The organism is Myxococcus qinghaiensis (assembly GCF_024198215.1).
Taxonomy (GTDB): Bacteria; Myxococcota; Myxococcia; order Myxococcales; family Myxococcaceae; genus Myxococcus; species Myxococcus qinghaiensis.
The window spans coordinates 1-20,719 of record NZ_JAKCFA010000007.1 but is presented as its reverse complement, the minus strand read 5'-3'; the positions used below and the strand labels follow the sequence as shown (position 1 = coordinate 20,719).

The following is a 20,719-nucleotide window of genomic DNA, read 5'->3' as shown; positions in this document are numbered from 1 at the left end:
GACCATGGCGGACCAGGATTTGACGAGCGGTAGCGGCAACGACATCGCCATCATCGGCATGGCCGGGCGGTTCCCCGGCGCGGCGACGGTGCGGGAACTCTGGCGCAATCTCCTCGGCGGCGTGGAGTCGGTCTCCCGCCTGCCACTGGAGTCGCTGGAGTCCTCGCCACTGGTGCCCGAAGCACTTCGCAAGCACCCGGACTTCGTGCCCGTGGCCGGAGTGCTGGAGGGGGCGGACACCTTCGACGCCGACTTCTTCGACGTGCCTCCGCGCGAGGCGTTGTGGATGGACCCGCAGCAGCGGGTGTTCCTGGAGTGCGCCTGGGCCGCGCTCGAGGACGCCGCCTATGACCCGACCCGCTACTCGGGGAAGATCTCCCTGTACGCGGGCGCGGCTCCGTCGCTGCACACGCTGGGCATGTTGGGGCAGGGGCAGTTGGACCCAGCCTCGCTGTACGAGGTGATGGGCACGTCCGGCGAGAACCTGGCCACCAAGGCCTCGTTCAAGCTGAAGCTGAGGGGCGAGAGCCTCGCCGTCTACACGGCATGTTCCACCGGCCTGGTCGCGGTCCACATGGCCTGTCAAAGCCTGCTGCTGCGCCAGTCCGACATCGCGCTGGCGGGCGCGGTGCGTGTCTCGCTGCCGCAGCGCACGGGCTACCTCTTCCAGGAGGGGATGATCCTCTCTCCGGATGGACACTGCCGTGCCTTCGACGCGCGCGCGGCCGGCACGGTGCCGGGCAATGGCGTCGCGGCGGTGGTGCTCAAGCCGCTGGCGGACGCGCTGCGGGACGGAGACCACGTCTACGCCGTCATCCGAGGCTCCGCGCTGAACAACGATGGTGGCCTGAAGGTGGGCTACACGGCGCCCAGCGTGGAGGGACAGGCGGATGTCGTCGGCGAGGCGCTCGCCTATGCGGGCCTGACGGCGGACGACATCGGCTACGTCGAGGCGCACGGCACTGGCACGGCGCTGGGAGACCCCATCGAAGTGGCGGCGCTGACGCGGGCCTTCCGGCGGGACACGGACCGCAAGGGCTACTGTGGGCTGGGCTCGGTGAAGACGAACCTGGGTCACCTCGACACCGCGGCCGGGCTCGTGGGGCTCATCAAGGCGGCGCTGGTGCTCTCCGAGGAGGTGATTCCTCCCACGCTCCACTTCACGTCACCCAACCCGGCCATCGACTTCGCGAGCAGTCCCTTCTCCGTCGTCGCGGAGAAGCGCGCCTGGCCTCGGGGAGAGGTGCCACGGCGCGCGGGCGTGAGCTCGTTCGGCATCGGTGGCACCAACGCCCATGCGGTGTTGGAGGAAGCGCCGCGCAATGACGCCTCGGGTTCGAGCGCACGGCCGGCTCAGCTCGTCACCTTGTCCGCGCGCTCGGCGCAGGCGCTCACCACGTCCGCACATGAATTGGCGGAGTGGCTGGAGTCGGCCTCGGAGGACGTGTCGCTCGCGGACGTGGCCTTCACGCGCAACGTGGGGCGAGGGGCCTTCGAGCATCGGCTCGCGGTGGTGGCCAGGGACCGGGCGGAGCTGCTCGCGCGACTGCGGACGCCGAGCAATGGACGCGTGCTGGAGGATGTGGCCGCCGCGCGAGAGCGGCGCGTGGCCTTCCTGTTTCCGGGCCAGGGCGCGCAGTCGCTGGGGATGGGGCGCGAGCTGTACGGCGCGGAGCTTGGCTTCCGGAAGGCCGTGGACACGTGTCTGCGTGAGCTGGGGCCCGCGCTGGAGAAGGTGCTGCGTGACGTGCTGCTGCCCGGACCGGGCGCGGAGAACGCGGCGCGCGAGGCGCTGGGTGACCCCCGTCACGCGCTGCCCGCGCTGTTCTGTGTGGAGTACGCGCTGGCGAAGCTCTGGGAGTCGTGGGGCATCCAGCCGGGAGCGCTGCTGGGACACAGCTTCGGTGAGTACACGGCGGCGTGTATCGCGGGCGTCCTGCCGTTGGAGGATGCGCTGACGTTGGTGGTGGCGCGCGGACGGCTGATGTCGCGGCTGCCCCCGGGAAGCATGACGGCGGTGGGCTGCGCGGAAGAGGGGGTGCGCCCGCTGCTGACCGGAGCGCTGGCCCTGGCGGCGGTGAACGGGCCCGAGCGGTGTGTGGTGTCGGGGCCCACGGCGGAAGTCGAAGCCCTGGAGCGGGAGCTGGTGGCCAGAGGCGTGGGCGTGCTGCGACTGCCCGCCGGACACGCCTTCCATTCGGAGGCCGTGGAGCCGCTGAAGGACGAGCTGTCGAGCGTGGTGGCGGGCCTGCGGCTCGCCGAGCCCCGGGTGCCGTACGTCTCCAGTGTCACGGGCACCTGGATTCGTCCGGAGGAGGCCACGGACCCTGCCTACTGGGCGCGGCAGATGCGGGCCCCGGTGCGCTTCGGGGATGGACTGGAGACACTGAAGGAGAGTGGCTTCACGCTCTTCCTGGAGGTGGGACCGGACCAGGCGCTGACGGCGCTGGCTCGGCTGGGACTGCGTGGACACGCGGGGCGCGCGGTGGCCTCACTGCCTCGGGCCGGCTCGAAGGTCAGTGAGCATGGCGTCCTCATGGAGGCGCTGGGCGCGCTCTGGGAGTCAGGGCTGGAGCCTGACTGGACGCGCGTCTACGCGACCGAGCGACGTCGCAGGGTGTCGCTGCCCACGTATCCGTTCCAGCGTCGGCGCTTCGCATTGGACTCGCCCGCGGTGCTCGTGACGACGCCTGTCTCCTCGGTGTCTCCCGGCGTGGCTTCCGCATCTGAGGCTGTCCTCGCGCAGCCACCCGTGGCCGTGGAAGTCCCCGCGAACAAGGCGGGGCCGCGAACGGAGGTGGAGCGAGGCGTGCTCGCCATCTGGCGCGAGCGACTGGGGCGTTCGGACTTCGGCATCCACGATGACTTCCTGGAGCTGGGTGGCAACTCGCTGATGGCGGCGCAGATGCTCACGCGCCTGCGCGAGGCCTTCCCGGTTCAGCTCCCGCTGAGCGACTTGTTCGAGGCGCCCACCGTGGCGGGCGTGTCGGCGCGAATCCAGGCGCGACTGGGCGCCGAGGGACTGGGGTCGAAGGAGGGGGCGCTGCCGCCCCTGGTGCGCATTGCTCGCGAGGGCGTGTTGCCCCTGTCGGTGGTGCAGGAGCGCGTCTGCGCGCTGGAGGATGCGCTCCCGGGCAACCCCGCGCTGAACATGTCGGTGGCCCTGCGGCTGTCGGGCCAGCTCGACGTCGCGGTGTTGCGGCGGAGCCTGGAGGAAGTGGTTCGGCGTCACGAGGCCCTGCGCACGACGTATCCCCACGTGGATGGGCACAGGGTGCAGCGCGTCTCCTCCGAGGTGCGAGTCCCCCTGGTCATCGACTCCCTCGCGGGGATGGCGGCGGAGGCGCGCGAGGTGGAGTGGCGCCAGCGGGTCTTCGCGGAGATGTCCCATCCGTTCGACCTCACGCACGGGCCGGTGGTGCGAGCCCGGCTGTTGAAGCTGGAGGAGCGGGAGCATCTGCTCGTCATCTCGGTCCACCATGTCGTCTGTGACACGTGGTCGCTGGTGGTGTTCAGCAGTGAGCTGGGGACGCTCTACGGCGCCTTCACGCGCGGCGAGGCTTCACCCCTGCCGGAGCTGGCGATTCAGTACATCGACTACGCGGCCTGGCAGCGGAAGGCCCTGGAGTCGGGGGCCTTCGCCGCGCAAGCGACGGCCTGGCGCGAGCGGTTGGCCGGTCTCCCCGGGCGGCTGGACCTGCCCGTGGACCTGCCTCCTGGCGAGGGGCCCGCGTTGAGCGGAGTCCGGCGCGCTGTCGGCTTCTCGGAGTCGCTGACGAGCGCGGTCCATGCCCTGGCGCGACGCGAGGGAATCACTCCCTTCATGGTGCTGCTCGCTTCCTGGCAGGCGCTGCTCGCGCGCTGGGCGGGACGCGACGACATCGTGGTGGGGACGCCCATTGGCAACAGGACCCGTCCGGAGCTGGAGCCGTTGATCGGCTACGTCGCGCACGCGGTGCCCCTGCGCACGGACCTGTCCGGAGACCCCACGTTCCGCGAGCTGCTCGGTCGCGTGCGGGATGTGACGCTGGACGCGTACTCGCAGCCGGACGTGCCCTACGAGCACCTCATCCGGGAGGTGGAGCCCACGCGCTCCCCGGGCCGCGAGCGCGTGTTCGATGCGCTCTTCGTGCTGCACCCCCGCTTCGATGCGACCCTGGAGGCGCCGGGGCTGCGGATGCAGTTGGTGGAAGTGGAGGAGGGCCCGCCTCGCTTCGGCGCGGTGCTGTCGCCCCTGTCCGTGTCGATGGGCGAGGACGCCGGGGGCTTCGCGGGCACGCTCGACTACGCGGTGGAGCGCTTCGCGCCGGAGACCATCGACCGACTGCTGTCGCACTGGACGTCGCTGCTCACGTCGGCCCTCGCGGACCCCGAGCAGCCGCTCTCCGGACTGCGTCTGGAGGCCGACGGGCCCAAGGCCCTCCTTTCTTCTTCCTCCGAGGCTTCGTCTTCACCGCCGCGCACGGTCTCCACGCTGCTGGAGCTTCGCGCTTCGCGGACGCCGGAGGCGGTGGCGCTGTCGATGGAGGGGCAGCAGGACGTCACGTGGCGGAGGCTGCGCGCGGAGGCGACTCGCTTCGCGTCCGAGCTGCGCACGAGGGGCGTGGGACCCGACGTGCTCGTCGCAGTGTGCCTGGAGCCATCCGTCGAACGCGTCATGGCGCTCTGGGCGGTCCTGGAGGCGGGTGGTGCCTACGTGTTGCTCTCCGTGCCCCAGCTCCGGGAGCTGGCCACCCTCGCACCCGAGGGAGGGGCACCGCCTTTGCTGCTGACGCACGCGCGCCTGCACACGAGCGTGCCGTTGGACCCGGCTCGCGTCATCCACGTTCCGGGGCTCTCGACGTGGGTGGATTCGGAAGGCGGACTCGTGGCGGGAGAATCCACCGCGCGACGTGGGACGGCGTTCTCGCCGGAGACGATGGTCTGTCTGGAGTCGCTGGCAGGACCCACGGGCACGCGACTGCGTGCCGTGCATACGGCGCGCACGGTGGACGCGCTGTTCCAGCGACTCGACGCGGCGGGCGAGGTGACGGCGGGGACGTGGCTCTCCGCGGAGGACGCGGGGGCGCAGGGCACGGGACTGGAGCTGCTGTGGGCGCTGACGCGGGGGCTTCGCGTGGTGCTGCCCTCGGAGCGTGCCCGGCTCGTGTTGACGACGTCGAGTGTCGCGGGGGGACGCCCCGGACCTGACTTCAGCCTGTCCTTCTTCGCCAACGACGAGGACTCCCTGGGCGGGAAGAAGTACCGCTTGCTGCTGGAGGCGGCGAAGTTCGCGGACTCGCGAGGCTTTTCCGCGGTGTGGACGCCGGAGCGGCACTTCCATGCGTTCGGCGGGCTGTATCCCCGGCCGGCGGTGGTCGGCGCGGGCGTGGCCACGGTGACGGAGCGGTTGGGGATTCGCGCGGGCAGCGTGGTGCTTCCGCTGCATGACCCCATCCTCGTCGCGGAGGAGTGGGCGGTGCTGGACAACCTGTCCGACGGCCGCGTGGGCGTGTCGTTCGCCTCCGGCTGGCATGCGAACGACTTCGTCTTCGCGCCGGACCGGTATGCGAAGCGCAAGGAGGTCATGTTCAAGGGCATCGAGGAGGTGCGCACGCTGTGGCGTGGCGGCTCGGTGCTCAGGCGCAACGGCGCGGGTGACGAGGTGGAGGTGTTCCTTCGGCCGCGTCCCGTGCAGAAGGAGCTCCCGTTCTGGCTCACGGCGGCGGGGAGCCCCGACACGTTCCGCATGGCGGGCGAGATGGGGGCGTATGTCCTCACGAACCTGATGGGGCAGAACCTGGACGACCTGTCGTCGAAGGTGGCGCTCTATCGCGAAGCCTGGCGGCAGCATGGCCACGCGGGACGTGGGCACGTGAGCCTCATGCTCCACGCGTTCATGGGCGAGGACGAGGCGGAGGTCCGCCGCCGCGTGCGCAAGCCCCTGCTCGAGTACTTCCGCAGCTCGGTGGACATCCTCCAGGCCTTCGTGGCCAGCCTGGGCCTCAAGGGGGACTTCCGCTCGCTGACGCCGGGGGACATGGACTCCCTGCTGGAACACGGGCTGACGCGCTACGTGGAGGACGGTGGTCTCTTCGGAACACCGGACACGTGTGGACCGGTGGTGGAGCGCGTGAAGCGCCTGGATGTGGATGAGGTGGCCTGCCTCGTGGACTTCGGCGTGGAGGTGGAGGCGACCCTCGACTCGCTCCAGCAACTGGACGTGTTGCGAGGACGCTTCGTGCCACCGTCGACGTCGCCTGTGCCCACCGTGACGCTCCACGAAGGGCCGAGCGCCGCCGAGGCGCTGCTGTCACTGGTGCGCCAGACGGGGGCCACGCATCTGCACCTCACCGCGACGCTGGCGCGAGCCTTGTCCTCGCTGCCCGAGGCTTCGGAGGCGTTGCGTCCGGTTCAGCACGTCCTGCTGGAAGAGGCGAAGCCGGAGGTCGCGGAGGCGCTGTCGCGGACGCTGTCGGCCGGGATATCGCGCCGCGAGCCGATGCTCGGGCTGGGCGCGTGGCTGCGGTCCGGCGCGGCTTCGCCTTCAGCGAAGGACGCCGTGTCTTGGGACGTGGTGGACGCACGAGGCCGCTCCGTGCCCGTGGGTGTCGTCGGGGAGCTGGTGGTGACGGGAGGCCAGGCGCCACGCAGGCTCTGGAATGCGCCACCTGCCGCCGCGCTCCGACTGCTTCCGGAGGGAGACGCAGGGCCTCGACTCGCGATGGGACGCAGGGCGCGCCGCCGCCTGGATGGCTCGCTCGAACTGCTGGCTCCGCTGCCCATGGCGACGCATCGTCCGACGCCGCCGCGTGCCGTGACTCAGTCGGGTGGGACAGCTCGGCGCGAGGGCCCACCGCCCATTCAACGGGTCTCCCGCGAGCGTCCGCTGCCGCTCTCCTTCGCGCAGCAGCGGCTCTGGTACATGGACCGGCTGGAGCCGGGGAATGTGGCCAACAACAACGCGGTGATGCTCTCGCTGAAGGGCACGCTCGACGTGGCCGCGCTGGAGCGCGCGCTCAACGAGGTGGTGCGACGTCACGAGGTCCTCCGGACCCGGTTCTCCATGTCCGAAACGGGCGGGGTGCAGCACATCGCGGAGTCGCTCCAGGTGCCGCTCCTCCTCTCCACGATGGACGAGGCCGGCACACCGGGCGTGGAGGGTTGGGCTCGCGAAGAGGCGCGCAAGCACTTCGACCTGGAGACGGGGCCGTTGCTGCGCACCTCGCTGCTGCGCGTGCGTGAGGACGAGCATGTGCTGTTGATCGCCATGCACCACATCGTGTCGGACGGTTGGTCCTCCGGTGTGATGTTCCACGAGCTGGCCAGCCTCTATGCCGCGTTCCTCGCGGGCCAGCCGTCTCCGCTTCCGCCCGTCACGGTGCAGTACGCGGACTACGCGGCCTGGCAGCTCGAATGGATGCGAGGCCCGGAGCTGGCCGCCGAGCAGGCCTGGTGGAGCGATGTGCTGGCGGAAGTCCCCGTGCTCCGGCTGCCCACGGACCGCCCCCGGCCTCCCGTGCAGACGTATCCGGGCGCGCGACTGCCCATCTCGGTCTCTCGCTCCGTCACCGACGCGCTGGTGTCACTGGGGCGGCGAGAGGGCTCCACGCCGTTCATGGTGCTGATGACCGCGTGGCAGATGCTGCTCCACGCCTATACAGGTCAGCGGGACTTCGCGGTGGGCACTCCCGTCGCGGGACGCAATCGGCCTGAAATCGAGCCGCTCATCGGCTGCTTCATCAACTCCATCGTGCTGCGCGCCGACCTGTCCGGCGACCCCACGTTCACGGAGCTGATGGGCCGCGTGCGCCGCGCCTCGCTGGGGGCCTTCGCGCATCAGGAGGTGCCGTTCGAGAAGCTGGTGGACGCGCTCCATGTGGCTCGCGACCTGAGTCACACGCCCATCTTCCAGACGATGCTGGTGCTGCACAACACCCCGCCCATCGAGCTGACGATGTCCGGTCTGCGCTTGAGCAGCCAGGGTGTCCACACGGGGGCCACGAAGCTGGACCTCATGCTGGAGCTGGTCGAGTCGAAGGAAGGCTTGTCCGGTGGCCTCGAATACAACACCGACCTCTTCGACGCGGACACCATCACCCGCCTCTCGGGATACCTGCTGCGACTGCTGGAACAACTGGCCGCGCATCCCGAGCGACGCCTGTCGGAGCTGTCCCTGCTGTCCGAAGCCGAGCGCCATCAGCTCCTGGTGGAGTGGGCTTCTCCTCCCGCGCCTGCGTCGTCGGCGGGCGAGACGGTGACCGCGTGCTTCGCGGCGCGCGCTGTCTCATCCCCCGAAGTCGTCGCGGTGGACGATGGCACGCGCCAGCTCACCTACCGCGAACTCGACGTGCTGTCCGCGCGACTCGCGGGGGCGCTGAAGGCCGTGGGAGCAGGCCCGGGGAGCATCGTCGCGCTCGCGCTCGCGCAGCCCGCCGAGGTGGTGGCGGGACTGCTCGGCATCCTGCGCTCGGGAGCGGCCGTGGTGGTGCTCGACCTGGAGCACCCCACCGAGCGACTGGCCGGAATCCTGGAGGACACGAAGGCGCTCGCTGTCGTGACGTCCGGCGCCTGGGCGGCACGGGTCCCCTCGCGTGAGGGCCTGAAGCGGGTGACGCTGGAGGCGCTCCCGGCGAGCGTGGAGGCGCCAGGCGCGGAGCCCGAGCCGCACCATGCCGCGTGCATCGTCTACACCTCCGGCTCCACTGGAAGACCCCGGGGCGTGGTGCTGGAACACCGTCAGCTCATCTCCGCGACGCGTGCGCGGCGAGCCGTCTATGGCGCTCCGGGAGTCGTGCTGTCCCTGGCGCCGTTCACCTTCGATGCCTCGCTGGCGGGGCTGCTCTGGTCACTCTTCGACGGGGGCACGCTGCGCTACCCGGACGTGGAGGACCGAGAGGACCCGAGGAAGCTGGCGGAGCTGGTGGCCAGGGCCCGGGTGACGCACCTCATCTCCGTGCCCGCGCTCTATGCCCAGGTGCTCGCGGCGGCGCCCGCGGGAGGACTGGTCGGCTTGCGCGCGGTGAGCGTGGGCGGAGAGGCCTGCACGCTGGAGCTGGCGCGCGCGCATCATGAGGCCCTGCCCGAGGTGCCGTTGTTCAACGAGTACGGCCCCACGGAGGCGACCATTTGGAGCACGGTGCACCGGGTCCGGAGGGACGAGCAGGACCATGTGCCCATCGGTCGGGCCGTGCCGGGTGCTCGGGTGTACCTGCTGGATGGCCGAGGCGGACTCGCGCTGCCTGGCGCGCCGGGTGAAATCCACGTGGGGGGGCCTGGCGTGGCGCGAGGGTACCTGGGCCAGCCCGCCCTCACCGCCGAGCGCTTCGTGGCGGACCCGTTCGACTCGCGACCGGGTGCTCGCATGTACCGGACAGGAGACGTGGCCCGCTGGCGCCGTGATGGGACGCTGGAGTTCCTGGGCCGCGCGGATGCGCAGGTCAAGGTGCGAGGCTTCCGCATCGAGCCGGGCGAAGTAGAGGCCGCGCTGCTCGCGAACCCAGAGGTACGGGAGGCGACGGTGGTGGCGAGGGCGGAGGGGAGCGGACCCAGGCGGCTCGTCGCGTACGTGGTGGCGCAGCGGCCAGGTGAAGTCGAGGCGCTGACCGCGGGGGCGCTGAAGTCATGGCTGCTCTCCCGGCTTCCGCCCTACATGGTGCCGTCCGCCTTCGTCACGCTGGACGCGCTGCCGCGCACGCGTCACGGCAAGGTGGACGCCCGCGCGCTGCCAGCACCGGAGGTCCAGTCGTCAAAGTCCTCGAGCGCGGAGGCGATGGCGCCTCGCACGCAAGTGGAGGAGCGGCTCGTGGAGCTGTGGCGCCAGGTGCTCAACGTGGAGCGCGTGGGCATCCACGACGACTTCTTCGAGCTGGGAGGCGACTCCATCCTCGGCTTGCAGATTGTCACCCGCGCACGAGCGGCCGGCATCGAGCTGTCTCCGAAGCAGCTCTTCCAGAACCCCACCGTGGCGAGACTCGCGACGGTGGCGGGGACACGGCTCACGGTGCAGGCCGAGCAGGGGCCCGTGGTGGGCCCGGTGGCGCTCACGCCCATCCAGCACTGGTTCTTCGAGCTGGGGCTGGAGGAGCCGCACCACTGGAACATGTCGCTGATGTTCGAGGCGCGGACGGGGCTCGACGCTTCGCTGCTGGAGCGCGCGCTGGCGCAAGTCGTGGAGCACCACGATGCCCTGAGGCTGCGCTTCGCCAGGAAGGAGGACGGCTGGCATCAGACGTCCGTGGCTCCGGGCGCGCCGGTGGAAGTGGCGCGCGTGGACCTGTCGACCATGTCACCGGAAGCGATGGGGCCCGCGCTGGAGCGGTGCGCCCTGGAGCTTCAGCAGTCGCTGAGCCTGGAGTCGTCGCTCGTCCGCGGCGCGCTGCTGGAACGAGGGCCTGGGCGGTCCACGCGGCTGATGCTGGCGGTCCACCACCTCGCGGTGGATGCCGTGTCCTGGCGAATCCTCCTGGAGGACCTGGCGACGGCGTACGCGAGCCTCGCTGAGGGAGGCGAGGTGCGGCTGCCCCCGAAGACGACCTCCTTCCAGGTGTGGGCACGGGGCCTGGAGGCGCTGGCCCGCTCGGAGAAGCTCGTCTCGGAGCGCGCGTGGTGGCTGGAGCGGCCCTGGGCCGAAGCCGCTCGACTGCCGAGGGACTTCCCGGAGGGACTCAACACCGAGGCCACCGCGAGCACGGTGAAGGTGTCGCTGGACGCCGAGCAGACGAAGGCGCTGATGCACGATGTGCCGAAGGCCTGGCACACGCAGGCGCAGGACCCCTTGCTCACCGCGCTGGCGCAGGCCCTGACGACCTGGACGGGACGGAGCGTGGCCCTGGTGGACGTAGAGGGCCACGGCCGTGAAGAGGTGCTGCCCGGCGCGGATGTCTCCCGCACGGTGGGGTGGTTCACGCGGGTCTTCCCGGCGCTGTTGGACCTGCGCGACGCAACCGGCCCTGGTGAGGCCCTGCGCGTCGTGAAGGAGTCGCTGCGCGCGGTGCCGTCGCAAGGCATGAGCTGGGGGCTGCTGCGCTACGTGGCGAAGGACGCTGGGTTGGCGGCGCTCCCCTCGGCGGAGATTGGCTTCAATCACCTGGGGCAGGTGGACGGCATCGTCGGGACGGGAGGTCCCTTCGCGCTGGCCCCGGAGAGTGACGGGCTGCGGCAGCGTGCGGCGAGTTCGCGGCGGCCGTACCTGCTGGATGTGACGAGCGTGGTGCGCGAGGGCCGGCTGGAGGTGACGTGGACCTTCAGCGAAGCGGTCCACCGGCGAGAGACGGTGGTGGCCGTGGCGGAGGACTTCGTGGCGCGACTGGTGGCGCTGGTGGCGGCCTCGCGTGCGCCCGACGCGGGGGGACATTCCCCGTCGGACTTCCCGCTCGCGAAGGTGAAGCAGTCGCAGCTCGACAAGCTGGCGGCGCGGTTCGGAAAGAAGACGCGATGAGCGACAACATCGAGGACCTGTACCCGCTGTCGCCCCTGCAGGGCGGCATGCTCTTCCACGCCATCTCCGAGCCCGGCCAGGGGCTCTACTTCAACCAGCTCGTCTGCGAGCTGCGCGGACGGCTGGACGTGGAAGTCTTCATCCAGGCCTGGCGGGGCGTGGTGGCGGCGCACCCCGCGCTGCGCACGGCGCTTGTCTGGGATGACGTGGATGAGCCGGTGCAGGTGGTGCTGCGCGAGGTGGAGCTGCCCGTGCGCGCCGAAGACTGGAGGGACTTGTCCGCTGACGCCTTCGAGTCCCGACTGACGACCTTCCTGGAGCAGGAGCGTCGCGAGGGGTTCGACCTGTCGCGCGCGCCGTTGATCCGCCTGACGCTGCTGCGAAGCGCGGAGGACGTGTACCGCTTCGTCTTCAGTCACTCGCACCTGGTGCTGGATGGCTGGTCCGTGCCGCTGGTGGTGCGCGACTTCTTCACGCTGTACGAAGGCTCGCTCGCGGGCCGTTCTCCCAGGCTCGTTTCTCCGCGTCCGTTCAGTGACTACCTGGGCTGGCTGGCCGAGCACGACCTGAAGGACTCGGAGGACTTCTGGCGCCGCGAGCTCGCGGGAGTGCACGAGCCCACGCCGACGGGCGAGGGGCCGGGAGAGGGCACGGGGCGAATCACGCGCACCCGCCACCTGTCGGAGTCCACCACCGCGGCGCTCAACACCTTCGCGCGTCGGCACGGCCTCACGCTGAGCACCCTGGTGCAGGGCGCGTGGGCGCTGGTGCTGGGGCAGCTCTCCGGCTCCGAGGACGTCGTCTTCGGCACGACGGTCTCTGGTCGTCCCCCGGACCTGGCGGGCGTGGAGGACATGGTCGGGTTGTTCATCAACACCCAGCCGGTGCGGGTGCGCTGGTCCCAGGACCTGGCGTGGTCCACGTGGCTGCGCCGCCTCCAGGACATGCAGGTGGAGGCGCGCCAGCACGAGCATGCGCCCCTGGTGAAGGTCCAGCGCTGGAGCGACGTCCCCGCGGGCACCGCGCTCTTCGACACGCTCGTCGTCTTCGAGAACTACCCGCTGGATGCGGCGCTCACCTCCGCTTCACGCGCGCTGGAGGTGCGCGACGTTCGGGCTCGGGAGGCGGACCACTTCGGCCTCACGGTGATTTCCACGCCGGGGGCGCGGCTCCCGTTGCTCCTGCGTTATGACCAGACGCGCTTCACGCAGGCGTTCGCGGATGCGCGACTGGAGCGGATGGCCCTCGTGCTGGAGGCCATCGCCGCGCGGCCCGACGGGCGACTGGGAGACCTGTCCCTGCTGTCTGAAGCCGAGCGTCACCAGCTCCTGGTGACCTGGAACGACACGCGCGCGGACTTCCCGGAGCACGCCACCGTGCATGGCCTCTTCGAGGAGGCGGTGGCGCGCACCCCGGAGGCGCTGGCCGTGTCGATGGGTGAAGCGCGCTTCAGCTTCCGCGAGCTGGACGCGCGGGCGAACCAGCTGACACACCACCTGAGGAGCCTGGGCGTCCGACGTGGCACGCTGGTGGGCCTGTGCTTCCGTCGCTCGCCGGACATGGTGGTGGCCCTGTGGGCCGTCCTGAAGGCCGGGGGCGCCTATGTGCCCATCGACCCCGCCTGGCCGTCGACCCGCGTGTCCTTCCTCCTGGAAGACACCGGTGTGCCCGTCGTCCTCACCGAGGATGCGCTCGTGGATGCGCTGCCGGTGACCTCCCAGTTCCTCCTCTGTCTGGACACGGAGTGGGCGCACACCGCGGGCCGCGAGCCCGTGACGCCGCCAGAGCCTCTGGCCGGAGCGGAAGACCTCGCGTATCTCATCTACACCTCCGGGAGCACGGGACGCCCCAAGGGTGTGATGGTCGAGCACCGGGGCGTGGTGAACTACCTGACCTGGGCGCTGCGGGCGTATGGGCTCGCGGAGGGCAGCGGTTCGCCGGTGCACTCGCCGCTGTCGTTTGATTTGACGGTGACGAGTCTGGTGGCGCCCCTGGTGGCGGGGCGGCCGGTGGTGCTGGTCCCGGAAGACGCGGGCATCGAGGGCCTGGGTGAGACCCTGCGCGCGGGCAGCCATTTCAGTCTGGTGAAGCTGACGCCCACGCACCTGCGCATGCTGGCCGCGCAGCTTCGTCCCGAGGAGGCCGCGGGCCGCGCGCGAGCCTTCGTGATTGGAGGCGAGGCGCTGACGGCCGAGGGCATCGCCTTCTGGCGAAAGCACGCGCCCGACACGCGCCTCATCAACGAGTACGGCCCCACGGAGACGGTGGTGGGGTGCTGCGTGTACACGGTGAGCGCGGCGGACCCGGTGAGTGGCCCGGTGGCCATCGGTCGGCCCATCGCGAACACGCGCCTGTATGTCCTGGATGCGAGCCTGCGCCCCGTGGCGGTGGGGACGGTGGGCGAGCTGTTCATCGGTGGCGCGGGCGTCGCGCGGGGCTACTGGCGGAGGCCGGAGCTGACGGCGGAGCGCTTCATCCCGGATGCCTTCGGCGCGGAGGCGGGGGCCCGGCTGTATCGCACGGGAGACCGGGTGCGCTGGCGCGCCGACGGACGGCTGGAGTACCTGGGCCGCGCGGACTTCCAGGTGAAGGTGCGCGGCTATCGCATCGAGCTGGGCGAGGTCGAGTCCGTCCTGCGAACGCATCCCTCGGTAGGAGATGCGGTGGCGGTGGTGCGTGAGGACGGGCCCTCGGGCGCGAGGCTCGTGGCCTACGTGGTGCCCTCCGGCGCCCAGCGTCCGGAGTCCGCCGCGCTGAGAGTGTTCCTGGAGGAGCGGCTGCCCGAGTACATGGTGCCCGCCGCCTTCGTCGTGCTGGATGCCTTCCCGCTGTCCGACAACGGCAAGGTGGAGCGCAGGGCCCTGCCGGCGCCGGAGCTGTCGGTGGTGGAGCGGACCGCCGAAGTCGCTCCGCGCGACGAGAAGGAGACCGCGCTCGCGACCATCTGGGCCCAGGTGCTGGGACGTCCCCAGGTGAGCGTGCACGATGACTTCTTCGAGCTGGGAGGCGACTCCATCCTCGGCATCCAGGTCATCTCGCGCGCCGCACAGGCGGGGCTGCACCTGAGCGCGAAGCAGCTCTTCGACCACCCGACGGTGGCGCGACTGGCGGCGGTGGTCTCCGAGGCGCCCCGGGAGGTCATCACCCAGGGGCCCGTGACAGGGCCGGTGGAGCTGACGCCCATCCAGCGCTGGTTCTTCGAGCGCGAGCTGTCAGGGGCGCACCACTTCAATCAAGCCCTGCGCTTCACGCTGCGCGAGCGGATGGTGGCCGAACATCTGGACCGCGCCCTCCAACTCGTGCGTGAGCACCACGATGCCCTGCGCCTGCGCTTCACGAGGGACGGCCAGGGCGGCTGGCATCAGGAAATGGCGGGCCTGGAAGGAGCCCTGCCATTGGAGACGGTGGACCTCTCGCGGTGGGCACCGGAGGCGAGGGCCGCCGAGGTGGAGGCGCACTCGGCGCGGGTCCAGGAGCGCTTGAGTCTCTCCACGGGAGACGTCGCGCGAGCGGTGCTCTTCGAGCTGGGACCGGAGGCGCCGCAGGAGTTGTTGCTCGTCATCCACCATCTGGCCGTGGATGCGGTGTCGTGGCGGGTGCTGCTGGAGGACCTGCTGTCGAGCTACCAGTGGCTTCGCGCGGACGAGCCGGTGCGACTGCCCGCCAAGACGCTGTCCTATCAGTCCTGGGCCTCGCGACTGGTGGAGCATGCGCGCACGCCGTCAGCGCGGGAGGAAGCGACGTTCTGGCTCGGGCTCCCCTGGACTCGAGTGGGCTCGCTGCCGCGCGAGGTGGACGGAGGCTCCGCCAACACGGAGGGCGCGGCGCGGCTGGTCGAGGTGTCGCTGGAGCCCGCGGAGACGCAGGTGTTGCTCCAGGACGTGGCGAAGGCGCTCCGCGCGAAGCCGGACGAGCTGTTGCTGGCCGCGCTCGCGCACGTGCTGCGCCAGTGGACGGGGACGTCGTGCGTGCGGGTGGAGATGGAAGGGCACGGGCGCGAGAACCTCTTCGGAGAGGTGGACCTCTCGCGCACGGTGGGGTGGTTCACCAGCATGTACCCGGTGCTGGTGGAGTCGATGGGCGAAGGGCCCGGCGCCTGGGTGCGCGCGGCGAAGGAGGCGATGCGGCGCACGCCGTCCAAGGGCGTGGGCTTCGGCGTGCTGCGCTACCTGTCGCCGGACCGCGAGCTGCGAGAGCGACTGCGCGCCCTGCCCGCGCCGGAGGTGGGGTTCAACTACCTGGGACAGTTCGACAACGTGCTGCCCGCCACGGCGCCGCTGCGCTTGTCGGAGGGCTCGGTGGGGCCCACGCGTGCACCGGAAGGCCTGCGCGCGCACCTGCTCGACGTGGACTGCGCCGTCAGTGGTGGACGGATGCGGCTGATGTTCACCCATGGCTCGGGGGTTCATCGGACAGGGACGGTGGAGAAGCTGGCCCACGCGCTGCGAGCGGCCCTGCGTGAGCTCATCGCGCATGGGACGTCCGAGGATCCACGTGGGCTGTCGCCGTCGGACTTTCCCCTGGCGAAGCTGGGGCAGGGCGCGCTGGAGGGACTCGCGGACCGGATGGCCGCGAAGGGTCGACGCCTGCGCGACGTGGAGGACCTGTATCCCCTGTCGCCGTTGCAGCAGGGCATCTTGTTCCATCATCTCCAGGACGAGGAGACCCAGCCCTACTTCAACCAGATCGCCTTCGAGCTGGATGGCGCGCTCGACGTGAAGGCGCTGACGGAGGCCTGGCGGCAGGCGACCCAGCGCTTCACCATCCTCCGCACGGCGTTCTTCTGGGAGGGGCTGGATGCGCCGCTGCAGGCGGTGATGCGCGACGTGGAGCCCACCGTCTCCGTGGAGGACTGGCGCGCGGTGCCACGGGAGGAGCTGGAGGCGCGGGTCTCCGCCTTCTTCGTGGCGGACCGACGACGAGGTCTGGAACTCTCTGTCGCGCCGCTGTTCCGGTTGACGCTGCTGCGCACGGGCGAGCGGGTGTGGCGCGTGGTGTTCAGCGTCACGCACCTGTTGTTGGATGGCTGGTCCACGCAGCTGGTGACGCGGGATGTGTTCACCCGCTACGAGGCGCTGCGTCGTGGAGTGACGCCGCCGCGAGGTGACGTCCGTCCCTACCGGGACTTCATCGCGTGGCTGGAGCAGCAGGAGCAGGGCCCCGCGAGGGACTTCTGGCGCAAGGCGCTCGCGGGCTTCTCGGAGCCCACGCGGTTGAACGTGGGCGGTGTGCCTCGGGGGCAGGGGGAGCGCGGGGACCAGGAGCTGCGGCTCGGAGCGGAGGAGACGTCGGCGCTCGTCGCCTTCGCCCGACAGCAGGGGCTCACGCCGGGCACGCTGCTCCAGGGGGCCTGGGCGGTGCTGTTGGGGCGCTACAGCGGCGGCGATGACGTGGTCTTCGGGCTGACGGTCTCCGGAAGGCCACCCGAGCTCTCCGGCATCGAGACCATGGTGGGCATGTTCATCAACGCCATCCCCGTGCGAGTGAAGCTGCCCGCCTCGCGGGCCGTGGGGCCGTGGCTGAAGGCGCTGCAGGCGTGGTTGCAGGAGGCGCGTCAGTACGAGTCCTCGCCGCTGGTGGAGGTGCGCCGCTGGAGCGAGGTGCCTTCGAGTGAGCCGCTGTTCGAGAGCCTCGTCATCTACGAGAACTATCCGATGGAGGCGGGGCTCTCCACGCCGTCGGATGAGCTGGTGGTCCGCAACCCCACCTCGATGGAGGTGGACCATCACCCGCTGACCTTGATGGCGCTGCCCGGACACGAGCTGTTGCTCCGGTTGACCTACGACGCCCGACGCTTCGACGCGACGGTGGTGCGACGCATGCTGGCGCACCTGCGTCAGGTGCTGCGCGAGCTGCGTGAGAAGGTGGAGCAGCCGTTGTCGGAGCTGACGTTGCTTGACGTGGAAGAGCGACGACAGGTGCTCGCCGGGTGGAATCCCCCGGCGCGCGCGGCTCACGTGCCCGTGGCGGTGTTCCGCCCGGTGGAGGCCCAGGCGGCCCGGGTGCCCGATGCCATCGCCGTCAGCGATGGGACGCGGACGCTGACCTATGCGGAGCTGGAGGCCCGGGCCAATCAGCTCGCGCGCCACCTGGAGTCGCTGGGAGTTTCCGTCGGGAGCAAGGTGGGCTTGTGTCTGGACAAGAGCCTGGACCTGGCTGTCGCCGTGCTGGGCACGCTCAAGGCGGGGGCCACGTATGTGCCGTTGGATCCGCGCTATCCGGCGGAGCGACTGGCGTTCATGCTGGAGGACTCGGGCGCCGCCGTGGTGCTGAGTCATTCGCGGCTGGGCGCGGTGTTGCCGGTGGACTCGTGTGCACGCCGCGTGTTCATGGACGTGGAGGCAGAGGCCCTGGCGCGTCAGCCGACCGTGGCGCTGGCTCGGGAGGTGCCGCCGGAGTCGGCGTGTTACCTCATCTACACCTCGGGCAGCACGGGGCGGCCCAAGGGCGTGGCGCTGTCGCACCGGGCGCTGTCACACCTCCTGGCGTGGCAGCTCGAGCGGTCCGTCAATCCGTCCGCGACGACGCTGCAGTTCGCGGCACTTAGCTTCGATGTGTCCTTCCAGGAGCTGTTCTCCACCTGGTGGGCTGGCGGCACGTTGGTGTTGCCCTCGGAGGACGTGCGTCAGGATTTGTCGGCGCTTCTGACGTTCCTGGACAGGCACGCGGTGGAGCGGCTCTTCCTGCCGTTCGTGGCGCTTCAGGCGCTGGCGGAAGTCGCGGTCCAGGGCGCGACGGTACCCAGGGCGCTGCGCGAAGTGGTGACCGCGGGTGAGCAGCTCCAGGTGACGCCCTCGCTGGTCGCGTTCTTCGAGCGGCTCCCCGGGTGCGTGCTGGAGAATCAATACGGACCCTCGGAGACGCATGTCGTCTCCGCGCACCGGCTGTCGGGAGCGCCGTCATCGTGGCCGCGGCTTCCGTCCATCGGCGCGCCGCTGCCGCACTGTCAGCTCTACGTGTTGGATGCGTGGGGGAAGCCTTGTCCCGTGGGGATTTCGGGAGAGCTGTTCATCGGTGGCGCGCACCTGGCGCACGGGTACGTGGGTCGGCCGGAGCTGACGGCGGAGAAGTTCGTTCCGCATCCGTTCAGCGAGGTGGCTGGAGCTCGGCTGTACCGCACGGGGGACCTGGCCCGGTGGACGGCGGAGGGTACGGTGGAGTTCGTGGGGCGCCTGGATGGTCAGGTGAAGCTGCGAGGCTTCCGCATCGAGCTGGGCGAAGTGGAAGCAGCGCTGCGTGCCGCGCCCGGTGTTCGCGATGCGGCCGTGGTGGTGCGTGAGGACGTTCCCGGGGACCGGAGGCTGGTGGGGTACGTCGTCCTCTCGGAGTCGGAGGGGGCGAAGCGGGAGGCCCTGCGCGCGCATCTCGCGGCGCGCTTGCCCGAGTACATGGTCCCGTCCGTGTTCGTGACACTGGACGCGCTGCCGCTGACACCGAGTGGCAAGGTGAACCGCAAGGCGCTGCCCATGGCGGAAGTGGGGCCCGAGGGAGTGGGTGCCTATGTGGCTCCGCGCACCGCGACGGAGGGCTTGCTGGCGGGGCTCTTCGCGGAGGTGCTCGGGCTCGAAAGGGTGGGGCTGCACGGCCACTTCTTCGAGCTGGGAGGCCATTCGCTGCTGGCCACGAGGGCCATCTCCCGGGTGCGGAGCGCGTTCGGAATCGAGCTGCCGCTGCGCGAGCTGTTCGAGGCGCCCACCGTGGCGGAGCTCGCGAGTCGGGTGGAGCGACTGAGTCGAGCGGGTGCTTTGCAGGTGGTGCCGCCGTTGGTTCCGAGGGAAGACAAGACTCGGCCGCCGAGGTTGTCCTTCGCGCAGCAGCGCCTGTGGTTCCTGGACCAGCTCGAACCGTTGAGCGCTTCGTACAACGTACCCGGCGCGGTGCGGATGACGGGGCCGCTGAACAGGGATGCGTTGGCCAGGACGTTCCAGGAACTCGTTCGACGTCACGAAGCGCTGCGCACCACGTTTCGAAGTGTGAACGGCGTCGCCGTGCAGTTCGTCTCGCCGGAGTCACCGGTGGTGTTGCACGACGTCGATCTGGAAGGGCTTCCCGAGGAGCGTCGCGAGGCCGAGGCGCGTCGTCATGTGGAACAGGCGGTGTTGCTTCCGTTCGACCTGACGGTGGGGCCGCTGCTGCGAGTGACGTTGGTGAGGCTGTCAGCGGAGTCGCACGTGTTGGTGGTGGTGCTGCACCACATCGTGTCGGACGGGTGGTCGACGGCGGTGTTGGTGAGGGAAGTGGCGGCGCTCTACGAGGCGTACGCGGAAGGCAAGCCGTCACCGCTAGGCGAGTTGCCAGTGCAGTACGCGGACTACGCGGAGTGGCAGCGAGGGTGGTTGCAGGGCGAGGTGCTGGAGCAGCAGGTGGAGTACTGGCGCAAGCAGTTGGAGGGAGCGCCGAGAGCGCTGGAGTTGGTGACGGACAAGCCAAGGCCGGCGGTGCAGAGCTTCCGGGGGGCCATGCTGGAGAGGCGGTGGCCGATGGAGCTGTGGAGGAAGGTGGAGGAGGCAAGCCGGAGGGAGGGAGCGACGCCCTTCATGGTGTTGCTGGCGGCGTACCAGGTGGTGCTGGCGAGGTACGCGGGGCAGGAAGAAGTGGTGGTGGGGTTTCCGATAGCGGGGCGTACGCACGCGGAGACGGAAGGGCTGATTGGGTACTTCGCGAATACGTTGGTGCTGAGGGGGCGAGTGCGTGAGGAGGAGAGCTTCCGGGAGCTGGTGGGGAGGGCGAGGGAGGTGACGTTGGGTGCGTACGCGCACCAGGACGTGCCGTTTGAGAAGTTGGTGGAGGAGTTGCTGCCGCAGAGGGACATGAGCCGCAGTCCACTCTTCCAGGTGTCGCTGACGCTGCAGAACACGCCTGGGGTGGAGGTGAAGCTGGGGAAGGGGTTGGTGCTGAAGGGGCTGGAGGCGGACACGAAGACGTCGAAGTTCGACTTCTCGTTGTTGGTGGGGGAGGACGCGGAGGGGGTGGGGGTGTCGCTGAACTACAACAGCGACTTGTACGAGGAGGGGACGGCGCAGCGGTTGGTGGAGCACGTGAGGGGGGTGTTGGAGGGGGCGGTGGAGGGGTTGGAGAAGAAGGTGTGGCAGGTGCCGCTGGCGGGTGAGGAGGAGCAGCGGCGACTGGTACGCGAGTGGAGTGGGCGAGAGAAGAGAGGCGCGCGCAGGGACGAGACGCTTGCGGCCCACTTCGAAGCCCAGGTGGAGAAGACGCCGGGCGCGGTGGCGGTGGAGTGCGGCGAGGAGTCGCTGACGTACGCGCAGCTCAACGAGCGGGCGAACCAACTGGCGCACCACC

Annotated in this window: 2 protein-coding genes; both read left to right on the top strand. The window is 70.3% G+C overall.

The window, feature by feature from the left end; all coding sequences use genetic code 11:
• The first annotated feature begins 4 nt into the window (after positions 1 to 4).
• Positions 5 to 11,419 carry a type I polyketide synthase gene (locus LZ199_RS14075; RefSeq protein ID WP_253994201.1) on the top strand — a complete coding sequence of 3,805 codons (11,415 nt, stop codon included), beginning with the start codon at positions 5 to 7 and terminating at the stop codon, positions 11,417 to 11,419.
• Positions 11,416 to 20,719, top strand: a 9,304-nt coding sequence (locus LZ199_RS14070; RefSeq protein ID WP_253994200.1) for a non-ribosomal peptide synthetase, incomplete at its 3' end; no start/stop codon positions are given. The genes LZ199_RS14075 and LZ199_RS14070, both read left to right, overlap by 4 nt.